We start from the raw sequence: 12,671 nt of genomic DNA, 5'->3' as shown, positions 1-12,671 counted from the left end.
CTCAGAATGCGGGACGGCGCGACGCGCTGTCTTGAACGCTGTTGCGGTACGCGCCGGGCGTGACGCCCACCACACGCCGGAACCACCGCGTGAGATGCGCCTGGTCGGCGAACCCGACGAGCGTCGCGACCTCCGCCGGCCGGTGTCCCGCGTCCAGCAGCGCACGGGCCCGGGTGACCCGGTGCTGCGCGAGCCACGCGTAGGGCGGCATCCCCACAGCTTCACGGAAGGCCCGCAGCAGTTGATACCGCGAGAGCTCCAGGTCGCCCGCGACCTCGGCGAGCGTCGGCGGGGCGAGCATCTCGTCCGACAGGCGCGCCGCGACGACGCGGGCGATCCGGCCAGCGTCCGCGCCTCTCCGTCCCGGCGCCTCCTCCGGGCTCGGACCCGCATGCCGCCGGACGAGCGCGCCCAGCACCCCGAGCAGACGGGACTCGCCCTCCAGCGGGTCCTGCCCCAGGCGCAGGGCGCGATGCGCGAGCCCCAACGCCAGGCCAAGCTCCGGATCATCGATGATCGGCTCCCGGAAGTGCGGCCACGCGGGCTCCTCGTCCGAATTCACGGCGGCGCCCAGCAGCTCGGCACCCGGATAAACGCACAGGTAGGCGAAGCCTTCCGGACGAGCCGGACCACCCGTGTGCGCCTCCCCCGGCTCGACAACGACCAGGCTCCCAGCACCCGAGTACACCTTCTCGCCCCGGTACCGCATCGTCTCCAGACCGTCGACGGTCACCCCGATGGCGTACTCATCATGGATATGCGGCGCGTAATGCCGACGCCCGATCCGCGCGGTCAACAGATCAAGCGGCACCCCCTGAACCCCGCCAACCCGCGTCCAAACCGTCTGATCCCCACCCCGCACAACCCCGCCGCCCCCAGAACCAACCGCCTCCACCCCGCCGTCCTCCACCCGGGACCCACCCCGCCAATCAGCCCGCCCTTCAGCAGCTTGCCCAGCCCGAAGGGCACTTCCCCAACCAGACCGCGCCGTGCCCAGTGGCTGCGCCCCTGAGTCAGCCACTCGCTCACCCCCAAGCTCATCCACCCGCCCAGCCCGAACAGCCGCATCCCATACAGACCGTGACTCGGCGCACTGCACGGCCCCAACCTCAACAGGCTCAACCAAGCGAGCGCTACCTCGCGCACCCCCAGGATCGCCCGGACGACCAGACCGAGCGCCCGAACCCAGCGCGGCGCTCGCCTCCACACCCGACCCAATCCGTGCCTGCACAGACCCATTCGACCGAGGGACGGCACGCCTCGCAGACAGCGACTCATCAAGCCGCCCCACCTCGGACTCGACCAACTGCCCAGACCCAGTCCCAGCACGCCGCACGGCCCCTGCCTCCGCGAACAGCTCAGACCGAGCCTCAGCAGACCTACCTGACCGAAGGACGGCACGTCGCGCAGACCGCGACGCAGCTGGCCGCCCGGCCTCGGACTCGACCAGCTGACCAGACCCAGTACCAGCACGCCGCACGGCCCCTGCCTCCGCGGACGGCCCAGTCCGAGCCTCACCAGAGCCACCCGACCCAAGGACGGCACGCCGCGCCAACCGCGACTCAACGAGCCGCCCGACCTCGGGCTCGACCGGTTGGCCAGACCGAGAAGTCGTGCGCCGCGCGGCATCTCGCCCCGCGGACGACTCGGCCCCAGGGTCGACATCCTCATCGAGTCGAGCGGCGAATCGCTGATCTGGCCGAGGAGCTAGGCCGCGTGCGGACGGTGGTTCGGTAGGCAGCTCGGTATCAGCTTCGGCAGGCCGCTCGGGGAAGGGGGCGGTGGGCTGCTGCTCGTTGGGCCGTTCTTCCTGAGGCTTGGTTTGCCGGTCGGGTCGAGGGATGGCGGGGCGCTCAGGCCGAGAAGACGTGGCGGAGCCGCCACCGGTCCGCGTCACGGCCGAGCTCCGCGACGGCCACTCCCTCGGCGCCCGTTACGCGGACCCGATAGACCCGGCCCTCCTGGGCCGTGCCGTATGTCTTCAGGACCTCGTCCACGGCGTACCGCGTCCCCCGCCATTCGTACGCGGTGAGCCGTCCCGCCAGATCGTGCTCGGCGCGGATCGGTTCGTTCAGCAACTGCCCCATGGGGCGAGCGTAGCACGCATTCGAACTGGTGTTCGCAGGTCGGGGCGGTGCTCTCGGCCTTCGGGACACAGGTTTCGGGCCCTCGTACGGATGCGCGTCCCCGCTCCGCCGGGCGTGGCGCAGCGCTTGACTTCATGCGGACATCAAGCCGGGGCGTGCGGACCATGTACAGGTAAACGAAGGAGGCCGCCTCCCTCATCCCGCGATCAACGAGAGGTTCACGCGATTCGGTCCGTACCCCGGGGAAAGACCAGACGAGGAGCGAGGGGGAGCCATGATCAACGGGGCACACGTCATCATCTACAGCCGCGACGCCGAGGCGGACCGCGCGTTCATCCGCGACGTCCTGGGATTTCCGGACGTCGACGCGGGCCATGGCTGGCTGATCTTCAAGCTGCCGCCGGCCGAGCTCGCGGCACATCCCACCGAGGGCGAGCCGCGGCACGAGTTCTACCTCATGTGTGACGACATTCAGACCACGCTCGAAGGACTGGGGGCCCGCGGCGTCCAGGTCGACGTGCCCGTGACCGAGCAGAGCTGGGGGTTGCTCGCCGCGATCAGGCTGCCGAGCGGCGGGGAGCTGCCGATCTACGAGCCACGGCATCCGCAGGCGAAGGACCTCTAGTCACTGTTATCCACAGGTGGGGACAGCTTCTGCACACACCTCCCTTGTCGTGCTGACAGGCGTTCCAGGAGATCGCGTCCACAGGCAGATCCCCAGAACAGCCGGGCTTTCCACGGTCTGTGCGGCCCGTCGCGTGCCACCCCTTCAGCATCCACGAGGGTGTGGTGTCATACACAGAATCCACAGCCTGTGGATAACTGGCGTGCACATCCTGGGTATGACCGTGAGGTGGCGCGTCCACCATTCTTCCCCAGCTCGCCCCCAACGCGCAGGACCACTTATCCACGTCGTGGATAACGCGCTGACCAGCAGATAGGCCATGCCTGCCGCACCGTCCCCCACACCACGTTCACATGCTGTGGACGGACATCCTCCCCAGCCCCGTGTGTCCGGTGGATAGCGTTGCCCACCGGCAATCCCCAGCCACGTCCCCAACCGCCCGACGGCCGTGGCTGGGGACAACCAGCATCGGCTCGACGTTGCCGAACCGCGTCCCAGCGGACGGCGACGTGTGAGTTAGCCCCGCGATAACCGCGCCGCACAACCGGCACAACGATCGACCGATTGCTGATCGAGCAGCTCACGGACAAGGGGCGTGGACGCCCCTCGGCCGAAACGGACCTGCCGGAGCTGGTGCTGTAGCGACCTTCAGGCCCATGTGTTCGGCCACCGTTGTCTAAGGACGGCGACATCTGGCAAGCGCGGAGTCGCTCACTGCGTGCCCACGCCAGGGCTGCGGTGCTTCGGCGCAGCGCGCCCAGGAAGACCCGAGCCGTGTCTCTCGCAGCTGCAGGGCACCCGGATCCCTACCCATCTCCGGTCTGTTGCCTGGACGTGCCGCGGTCGTGCAGAGGAACCGGTGTGGAGCGCGCTGAGACCTCACCAAGGCGGATGGATCGGATGGGGGCCGCTCGCTATCAGGTGACGTCCGACCTATGACCGGAGAGGTTGGGGCTCCTCGACGCGAACGGGCGGATTTCGAGCTGGCCAGGCGTTGCATGTCGTCCGCCGCCCGGAACGGCCTGGGAGAGTGACGGCGCGAAACTCCGCCGTGAGGACGCGCGGCCGATCGTCTGGAGGGACGACCGCACCAGATCGCGTGATCAGAGCCTGGACGCGTCCAGGCGGCACGCTAGGTCTTCTGGCTCACAGCAGGCGACCGATGATCTTGACCGCCTTTGCGGATTCTCCTTGGAGTCGCCCAGGGGAGAGCGGCGATGTGGAGAGCCTTGGCCACGACGACCTGCCTTGCTGTCAGCCTGCGCCCACTCGTCGTCCACCGCCCCGGGACATGGTGCGGGCGCGTCGTCGCGTCATGCTCAGACCGCCAAGGGAGAATGGTGGTGGAGGCGTGATCGCGTTCAACCAGGGAAGAGAGCGATCACCGCGTGCCCCGCGGCCGGTAGCGAACTCGCGAGCGGACGGCAGATGGCATCTGGCGTGGGATGGGCGATGTCCATTGCGGGCCGCTGATCACCAGGTGGACAGCAGTCTTGCCCTAAGACCCGCCGCAGTTATCCACAGGTGTGGATGAGAAGCCCAGACTCCCTTCTAGAACGCGGAGTTCGGCCTGGTCCCCGAAGGAATTTCGCCGATGACCACCCTCGTCTTGTGGCGTCCCGTCCGCCGCCCCACCGAACTGGACCGACTCCCCGACCAGCCGACCTTCTCCGCGCTTTCACCGATCGCTAACCTGCCCGTTAGGTAGGCAAGCGCATGATCTTCGAGCTGCGGGTACCTGCCCGAGGGACTGGACGAGTTCAGCACTCAGGTCATCTGCCGCATGGGCTGGTCCACGAATTCCATGCCGAGTCACCTGACGCCTCCGGACCGTGAACCAAGTTATCCACAACCTGTGGGGAAGTAATGCACCTGGCCGATGCCCTGTGCAGATACTCCGAGACTCCCCGCCGTCCGGGTCCACATCACAACCCGATCAGGATCCGCACTGTACTGATCACGGACGGCACAACGGAGCGAGTCACGTGGCCTAGACGATGCCAGTCGCCGAGCAGCGCTCCGTGCAGGTGAGCGACTTGCAGCGTTCGCTATTCTGCGTGTTCTGCGTGCGTCTAAGGGACGAGTTCGTTCCTCCCAGGGTCGTGATCTCGTACGCCCGTGCCGAACCACTGCTGAGAGCTATTCATGTTCAGTCGCGTCCGCTGGTGTTGCCGTCGCTGCCGTTATCCACAGGCTCGACTGTCGCGTGCGGATTCGCGACTTATCTACGGGGCCTGATCCCGGCTACTCGCCGGTGAGCCCGTCGATCGACTCTCTGATCAGGTCGGCGTGGCCGTTGTGCCGCGCGTACTCCTCGATCAGATGGAGCAAGATCCATCGCAGGCTTGGCGTTCTGCCGTCGGGCCAGCTACGCCGGGCCGGTCTTTCGAGTCCGCCGCCGTTCAACGCTTCGGTGACTAGCGAGCGCGAACGAGAAATGCTCTCCTGCCAGAGTGCGCGAAGTTGCTCGGGAGTGTCCTCGGCGGCCGAGTGCCAAATCCAATCGGGGTCAGCGTCCCAGTCGCCCGTTCTCCACAACGCTTCGAGATCCCGGCCGTGCAACCACCAGGAACACCACCAATCCTCGATGAAGGCCAAGTGTTTGAGCATCCCGCCCAACGTCAGCGACGAGGTGGCGATCGTCGCCCGAAGACCTGTGGCATCCAGATCTGAACACTTCCATGCCAGGGTTGCGCGCTGGTAGTCCAGGAAGCCCAGCAGGGTGCTGGCCTCATCTGCTGCGAGGGGAGGTTCCGGCCGACCCTGATCGTCCACGTCCACCATGGGCGAGCAGCCTAGCGGCACGGCCAATAGCTCGATGCCGGGCAGGCTCGTCGGGGTTCCGTAGGCCATCACGAAGTGTCGCGGTCCTGACCAAGACGGAGCCTGATGCCGCGGCCGGAGACGTTCAGGCGGCCGCACATACCCGCTGGCGGCCGGTCGAGGCGGGGCAGGCGAGAGTGGCGGAGGTGGCGCGGCCGTTCGGTGACCGGCGGCGCGCTGCATGCTCCCGGGGCTAAGCACGGGCTGTTTCAGCGGCATGCACGCCGTCGGCCCTTGGCGGGGTGGACGGGAGCTGGTCGGCAACGCTTTAGCGGGGGACGCCGTCATGGACGGTTACGAAAACCCCCGTCGGTACCCGGCGGGGGCTTTTGGGGTGGTGGGCCTAGGAGGACTTGAACCTCCGGCCTCATCCTTATCAGGGATGCGCTCTAACCGACTGAGCTATAGGCCCGGGTTGTGCCGCTGTTCCGGCGGCGCAACGTGAGGTTACCCCATCTGGCGGGGCAACCGGAAATCGATTACTCGGCCTCCTTGAGGGTCACTTCGACCCCGCCGACGAGATCTGCGGCGAGGTTGTAGATGACGGAGCCGACCGTGGACAGAGCGGTGATGAGCAGGACGTTCAGGGCACCCACAAGGACCGTGTAGCCGAAGACGCGGAAGAAGGAGAACCAACTGCCGGCGTCGACGCTGCCGGTGGTCTCGCCCTGCTCCTTGGTGAGGCTGTTGATCGTGTCGCTGATGGCGTCGAACACGCCCAAACCGGACAGGATCGCGTAGAGGACGATCACGGCGACGAGGAGGACGACGAAGCAGACCAGCGACATGACGAAGCTGAACTTCATCACCGACCACGGTTCGAGCCGGGCGAGCTGCAGCTGAGCCTTGCGGGCCGGCTTGCCGCCGGTGGCGGACTTGGACGGACGTTTCACGGGCGCAGGCGACGTGGACGGACGGTCCTTGAGGACGGTCCCCGCGAAGCTCGGACGCTTCGAGCCACCAGAGCCGGACGGGCTGGACGCGGGCGTGCCGGACGGCCCCGGCCCTGGACCCGACCCCGTTCCCGGGCTCGCGGTGGACGAGTTGCCCGGCGGTGGCGCGTTGAATGACGGGTTCGGCTTCTCCGTACGTCCTGCGGAGACTGAACCGGACGGCTCGGTGGGTTGGGCCCAGCCCGCCGAGCCCGAGGCCGAACCCGCCGCCGGTCCAGGGGGACGGCCGGAGGCCGAACCCGATGCCGGGTTGGCGGGACGGCCAGAGGCCGAACCCGCTGCAGGGCTGGTTGGACGGCCAGAAGCCGGGCCAGAGGACGGCGGGCCCGGTTGCGGAGAAGCGGACGGGCCGGAGGCCGAGCCCGAAGACCGCGCCGACGCCGATCCCGACGGGCCGGACGAGCGCCCAGAAGCCGAAGCGGAGGATGGGCCGCTGGGCCGCGGGACGGGGTCGACTGCGGTCGGGGAATCGGCGGGCTTGTCGTCCTTGGGCGGTTCGGTGGTGTCCTGGACGGGGGCTATCTCCGGCGAGTCGGATTTGTCCGCCGGCTCGTCCACCTGGGGCAGGTCGGTCCTGGTCTCGTCCGTGCGGGACTCGATCTCGACGGTCGTCTCGTCCCGGCCGGGCTTCGCGGCTGCGGCGGACACCACCTTGCTCGGCACGCCAGATTTGCCCGACGCACCGGACTTGCTCGACCTGGCGCCCGACCTGCCCGCTGCGCTCGACCTGCCCGCTGCGCTCGACCTGCCTGACGCACCCGACCTGCCTGACGCACCCGGCTTGTCGGATGCGTCAGGCTCTTCTGGCGCGTCCTGCTTGGCCGAATCGCCTGGCTTGTCTGACGCCTCGGGCTTGGCCGGCTGGTTCGGCTTCGCCGTTGCTTCCGGCTTGTCCGACCCGTCCGGCTTCGTTGACCCATCGGCCTCCGTTGAAGCGTCAGGCTCCGTTGAGGCGTCAGGCTTCGCGGCTCGGCTTGGCTTGCGCGGCCGGCCCGGCTTGGCTTCGGACTCGCCGGCGGGGTTCGCGCCGGGCTCGGCCCCGGGGTTCTCGCCGGAGCCGCCCGGCGCAGCCGCGCCGGGCCCGTCCTTGCTTTTGCCGGGCTCAGTGCTCACGTGTCCTCCTGGCCTAGCGGTTCGGTGACGGAGGTGGCGAACGCACAGGACGTGACGCAGTCCCGTACGTCATTCACCGTCGTCGCCTCCCTCGGCGTCGTCCGAGTCCTCCATGGACTCTACGTTCCTCGCGATGGCCACCACGCTGTCCCCGTCCGCGAGGTTCATCAGGCGGACGCCCATGGTCTGCCTGCCGGACTGCTTGATCTCCGCGGCCGTGGTCCGGATGACTCCGCCGTTGGACGTCATCGCGAACACACCGTCGTCCGGGCCCACCATCAGGGCCCCTACCAACATCCCGCGGGATTGCACGATCTTAGCGGTGAGGACGCCCTTACCCCCACGACCCTGCAGCGGGTACTGGTCGACGGGCGTGCGCTTGGCGTACCCGCCCTCGGTCGCGACGAGGACGTCCTGGGACGTGTCCTTCACGACCAGCATGTTAAGAACTTCCTGGTCCTCGTCGAAACGCATGCCGATCACGCCGGACGTGGCGCGTCCCATCGGGCGCAGCGAGTCGTCGTCGGCGCGGAAGCGGATCGCCTGGGCGCCGGTGGACACCATCAGCAGGTCGTCGTCGGCCGAGACGAGCCGCGCGGCGATGACCTCGTCGTCGTCGACCAGGTTGATCGCGATGATGCCGCCGGTGCGGGGCGAGTCGAAGTCGCTCAGGGCGGTCTTCTTGACGCGGCCCATCTTCGTCCCGAGGACGAGGTAGGGCGCGACCTCGTAGTCGCGCAGGTCCATGACCTGGGCGATGCGCTCGTCCGGCTGGAACGCCAGCAGGTTCGCGACGTGCTGGCCGCGCGAGTCACGTCCGGAATCAGGCAGTTCGTATGCCTTCGCCCGGTACACCCGCCCCTTGTTGGTGAAGAACAGGATCCAGTGGTGCGTCGTGGTGACGAAGAACTGGTCGACGATGTCGTCCTGCTTGAGCTGCGCGCCGCGAACGCCCTTGCCGCCGCGCCGCTGCGCGCGGTACAGGTCGGTGCGGGTGCGCTTGGCGTAGCCGCCGCGGGTGATCGTGACGACGACGTCCTCTTCGGCGATGAGGTCCTCGTACGACACGTCCCCGTCGAACGGGATGATCTGCGTGCGCCGCTCGTCGCCGAACTTCTCGACGATCGGGGCCAGCTCGTCGCCGACGATCTGACGCTGCCGCTCCGGCGAGGCCAGGATGTCGTTGTAGTCGGCGATCTCCGCCATGAGCTTGTCGTACTCGTCGGTGATCTGCTGGCGCTCCAGGGCGGCGAGCTTGCGCAGCTGCATGTCGAGGATCGCCTGCGCCTGGATCTCGTCGATCTCCAGCAGCTGCATCAGGCCCCGCTGCGCCTCCGATGCCGACGGCGACCGGCGGATCAGCGCGATGACCTCGTCGATCCGGTCGAGCGCCTTCAGCAGGGCGCGCAGGATGTGGGCGCGCTCCTCGGCCTTGCGGAGCAGGAACCGGGTGCGGCGGACGATGACTTCGATCTGGTGCGAGACCCAGTGCCGGACGAACTGGTCAATCCGGAGGGTGCGCGGCACGCCGTCGACCAGCGCGAGCATGTTCGCGCCGAACGTCTCCTGCAGCTGGGTGTGCTTGTACAGGTTGTTCAGGACGACCTTGGCGACGGCGTCCCGCTTCAGGACGATCACGAGGCGCTGACCCGTCCGGCCGGACGTCTCGTCGCGGACGTCGGCGATGCCGTCGAGCTTGCCCTCCTTCACCCCGTCCGCAATCTTGAGGGCGAGGTTGTCCGGGTTGACCTGGTACGGCAGCTCGGTGACGACGAGGCAGTTGCGGCCCTGGATCTCCTCGACCTCGACGACGGCCCGCATGGTGATCGAGCCGCGGCCGGTGCGGTACGCGTCCTCGATGCCCTTGCGGCCGACGATCAGCCCGGCGGTCGGGAAGTCGGGGCCCTTGACCCGCTCGAGCAGCGCCTCGAGCAGCTCCTCGTCGGACGTGCCGAAGTTGTCCAGGTACCACCTGACCCCGGCCGCGACCTCCCGCAGGTTGTGCGGCGGGATGTTCGTCGCCATCCCCACCGCAATGCCGGCGGACCCGTTGACCAGCAGGTTCGGGTACCGCGACGGCAGGACGTCCGGCTCCTGCGACCGGCCGTCGTAGTTGGGGGAGAAGTCGACGGTCTCCTTGTCGATGTCGCGCAGCAGCTCCATCGCCAGGGGCGCCATGCGGCATTCGGTGTACCGCATGGCCGCGGCGGGGTCGTTGCCGCGCGAGCCGAAGTTGCCGTTCCCGTCGACCAGCGGGTATCGCATCGACCACGGCTGCGCGAGCCTGACCAGCGCGTCGTAGATGGCGGAGTCGCCGTGCGGGTGGTAGTTCCCCATGACGTCGCCGACGACGCGGGCGCACTTGAAGTAGCCCCGGTCGGGCCGGTAGCCGCCGTCGTACATGGCGTACAGGACGCGGCGGTGCACGGGTTTGAGGCCGTCGCGGACCTCGGGCAGCGCACGCGCGACGATGACCGACATCGCGTAGTCGAGATAGCTCTTCTGCATCTCGACCTGGATGTCGACCGGTTCGATCCGTTCGCCCGGGTACCCGCTCTCGGTGGTCACGTCCGTCACTCTCAGGACCTCTTCTGCTCGTTGGGATGCACGTACGGTCGCCTGCCGAAATCAGGCCGCGGAAACCTCACCCGTCCACTCGAAACCCCGCCCCAGGCCCCCAGAGACCCGCGCCGCCGCCCGCAAGACCCAGCGGCCGCTTGACGGTTGACCGCCGAGCCGTCGACCGCCGAACGGTCGATCGCCGAACGGTCGATCGCCGAACGGTCGATCGCCGAACGGTCGATCGCCGAACGGTCGATCGCTGGACGATCGGCCACCGGCCTGTCGATCGCTAGGCGGTCGATCGCTGAACGGTCGGCCGCTGAACGGTCGGCCGCCGAGCTGTCGGGCGCTGAACGGTCGGGCGCCGAGCTGTCGGGCGCCGAGCTGTCGGGCGCCGAGCCGGCGGCCGATGGACGGTCGGCCACCGGGCTGTCGATCGCTGGGCCGTCGGGCGTCGAGCCGGCGGCTGTGGGGCGGTCGGCTGGTGGGAGCTGGGCCATCGGGCCGTCGGGAGCTGGGCATCGGCCGTACTCAGATGTCAAGGAAGCGCACGTCCTTGGCGTTGCGCTGGATGAACTCGCGGCGGGGCTCGACCTCCTCGCCCATGAGCACGCTGAACAGCTCGTCCGCCTGGGCGGCGTCGTCGAGCTGCACCTGCAGCAGCACTCGGTTGTCGGGGTCCATCGTGGTGTCCCACAGCTCGTTGGCGTTCATCTCGCCGAGGCCCTTGAAGCGCTGCACCAGGTCGCGGGGACGGGGGTCGCGCTTGCCGGCGGCGACCCCGGCCTCGATGATCGCGTCCCGCTCGGAGTCGGAGTAGGCGTAGTCGGCCTCCGAGCCCCGCGCGTCCCACTTGATCTTGTAGAGCGGGGGCTGGGACAGGTAGACGTGCCCGGCCTCGATCAGCGGCTTCATGAACCGGAACAGCAGCGTCAGCAGCAGCGTGTTGATGTGGTGGCCGTCGACGTCCGCGTCCGACATCAGGATGATCTTGTGGTAGCGGAGCTTGGTGATGTCGAACTCGTCGTGCACGCCGGTGCCGAGCGCGGTGATGATCGCCTGGACTTCGTTGTTCTTCAGGATCTTGTCGATCCTGGCCTTCTCCACGTTGAGGATCTTGCCGCGGATCGGCAGGATCGCCTGGAAGTGCGGGTTGCGGCCGCCCTTCGCGGAGCCGCCCGCCGAGTCGCCCTCGACGATGTACAGCTCGGACTTGCCGGGGTCGGTGGACTGGCAGTCCGACAGCTTGCCGGGCAGCGACGTCGACTCCAGCAGGCTCTTGCGGCGGGTCAGGTCGCGCGCCTGCCGCGCCGCCACCCGCGCCCGCGCCGCCTGCGACGCCTTGTTGATGATCTCCTTGGCCTCGCCGGGGTTCTCCTCGAACCAGTCGCGCAGGTACACGTTGCAGGCGCGCTGCACGAACGACTTGGCCTCGGTGTTGCCGAGCTTGGTCTTGGTCTGGCCCTCGAACTGCGGGTCGGCCAGCTTGATCGAGATGATCGCGGTGAGGCCCTCGCGGACGTCCTCGCCGGTGAGATTGTCGTCCTTGTCGCGGAGCAGGCCCTTGTCGCGAGCGTACCGGTTGACGATCGTCGTCAGCGCCGCGCGGAAGCCCTCCTCGTGGGTGCCGCCCTCCGCCGTGTTGATCGTGTTCGCGAACGTGTGGACGGACTCGGCGTAGGACGAGTTCCACTGCATGGCGATCTCGATCGACATGCCCGTGGTCTCGTCGCTGAAGTACACCACCGACTCGTGGACGGCGTCCTTCCGCGCGTTGATGTAGCGGACGAAGTCCTCGATGCCGCCGTCATAGTGGTACCGGACGACGTTCGGCTCGCCGTTCACGTGATCGGGACGCTCGTCCCGCAGCGTGATGGCGAGGCCGCGGTTCAGGAACGCCATCTCCTGCATGCGGCGGGAGAGGGTCTCGAAGTTCCACTCGGTCGTCTCGAAGATCTCAGTGTCCGGCCAGAACCTGATGAGGGTGCCGGTCTCCTCGGTCGGCTCACCCTTGCTGAGCTCGGTCTCCGGACCCTGCCACGTGTACGACTGGCGCCACACGTGGCCGTCGGTGCGGACCTCGGCCTCCATCCGGGTGGACAACGCGTTCACAACCGCCGAGCCCACACCGTGCAGACCGCCCGAAACGGCATAGGACTTGCCGTCGAACTTGCCGCCCGCGTGCAACGTGGTCAGCACCAGCTCGATGGCCGGCCGCTTCTCCACGGGATGCTCGCCCACTGGGATGCCGCGCCCGTTGTCGAGGACGCTCACCCCTCCGTCGGCCATCAGCGTCACCACGATGTCGTCGGCGTAGCCGGCCAGGGCCTCGTCGACAGCGTTGTCCACGATCTCGTAGACGAGATGGTGCAGGCCACGCTCACCGGTCGAGCCGATGTACATGCCCGGGCGTTTGCGAACCGCCTCAAGCCCTTCAAGGACAGTGATCGAACTAGCGTCGTACGCCAAAGGAGATCCTCCTGCCGGGGATGTCTGCCGCTCCGCGCC

Annotated in this window: 7 protein-coding genes and 1 tRNA gene; 1 reads left to right on the top strand and 7 read right to left on the bottom strand. The window is 68.1% G+C overall.

Annotated elements, in window-relative coordinates; translation table 11 throughout:
• Nucleotide 1: 1 nt before the first annotated feature.
• Together ACH35V_RS16740 and ACH35V_RS16735 are read right to left on the bottom strand one after the other, a co-directional pair.
• A complete protein-coding gene (locus ACH35V_RS16740) occupies nucleotides 2–862 on the bottom strand; it encodes an AraC family transcriptional regulator (protein WP_395973435.1) in 861 nt (286 codons plus the stop codon).
• 991 nt (nucleotides 863–1,853) lie between these two features.
• Nucleotides 1,854–2,087 carry a hypothetical protein gene (locus ACH35V_RS16735; RefSeq protein ID WP_131970558.1) on the bottom strand — a complete coding sequence of 78 codons (234 nt, stop codon included), beginning with the start codon at nucleotides 2,085–2,087 and terminating at the stop codon, nucleotides 1,854–1,856.
• Between the two features lie 274 nt (nucleotides 2,088–2,361).
• Here ACH35V_RS16735 and ACH35V_RS16730 point away from each other — a divergent pair, with 274 nt between their 5' ends.
• The gene (locus tag ACH35V_RS16730) at nucleotides 2,362–2,712 is read left to right on the top strand and encodes a VOC family protein (RefSeq protein ID WP_395973264.1); all 351 of its coding nucleotides are present in this window, start codon (nucleotides 2,362–2,364) and stop codon (nucleotides 2,710–2,712) included.
• A 2,244-nt stretch (nucleotides 2,713–4,956) separates the two neighbouring features.
• Here the strand turns inward: ACH35V_RS16730 and ACH35V_RS16725 are convergent.
• From ACH35V_RS16725 to gyrB, 5 genes are all read right to left on the bottom strand, one after another.
• Nucleotides 4,957–5,565, bottom strand: coding sequence for a DinB family protein (locus tag ACH35V_RS16725; RefSeq protein WP_395973433.1), 609 nt, complete (start codon nucleotides 5,563–5,565; stop codon nucleotides 4,957–4,959).
• 305 nt (nucleotides 5,566–5,870) lie between these two features.
• A tRNA-Ile gene (locus ACH35V_RS16720) sits at nucleotides 5,871–5,947 on the bottom strand.
• A gap of 67 nt (nucleotides 5,948–6,014) precedes the next feature.
• Nucleotides 6,015–6,428, bottom strand: a complete 414-nt coding sequence (locus tag ACH35V_RS16715) for a DUF3566 domain-containing protein (RefSeq protein ID WP_395973263.1) — start codon at nucleotides 6,426–6,428, stop codon at nucleotides 6,015–6,017.
• Between the two features lie 1,242 nt (nucleotides 6,429–7,670).
• The gene (gyrA, locus tag ACH35V_RS16710; protein ID WP_395973261.1) at nucleotides 7,671–10,178 is read right to left on the bottom strand and encodes a DNA gyrase subunit A; all 2,508 of its coding nucleotides are present in this window, start codon (nucleotides 10,176–10,178) and stop codon (nucleotides 7,671–7,673) included.
• 516 nt (nucleotides 10,179–10,694) lie between these two features.
• A complete protein-coding gene (gene gyrB, locus ACH35V_RS16705) occupies nucleotides 10,695–12,632 on the bottom strand; it encodes a DNA topoisomerase (ATP-hydrolyzing) subunit B (protein ID WP_395973259.1) in 1,938 nt (645 codons plus the stop codon).
• Nucleotides 12,633–12,671 lie beyond the last annotated feature (39 nt).

The organism is Actinomadura sp. 1N219 (assembly GCF_044326405.1).
Classification (GTDB): Bacteria; Actinomycetota; Actinomycetes; order Streptosporangiales; family Streptosporangiaceae; genus Spirillospora.
This window is presented reverse-complemented; position numbering and strand designations above follow the sequence as displayed.

Bases quoted from the DNA above. Each gene is read 5' to 3' on its own strand.
- ACH35V_RS16735 (WP_131970558.1), bottom strand. From the start codon at position 2,087: ATGGGGCAGTTGCTGAACGAACCGATCCGCGCCGAGCACGATCTGGCG.
- ACH35V_RS16730 (WP_395973264.1), top strand. From the start codon at position 2,362: ATGATCAACGGGGCACACGTCATCATCTACAGCCGCGACGCCGAGGCG.
- ACH35V_RS16725 (WP_395973433.1), bottom strand. From the start codon at position 5,565: ATGGCCTACGGAACCCCGACGAGCCTGCCCGGCATCGAGCTATTGGCC.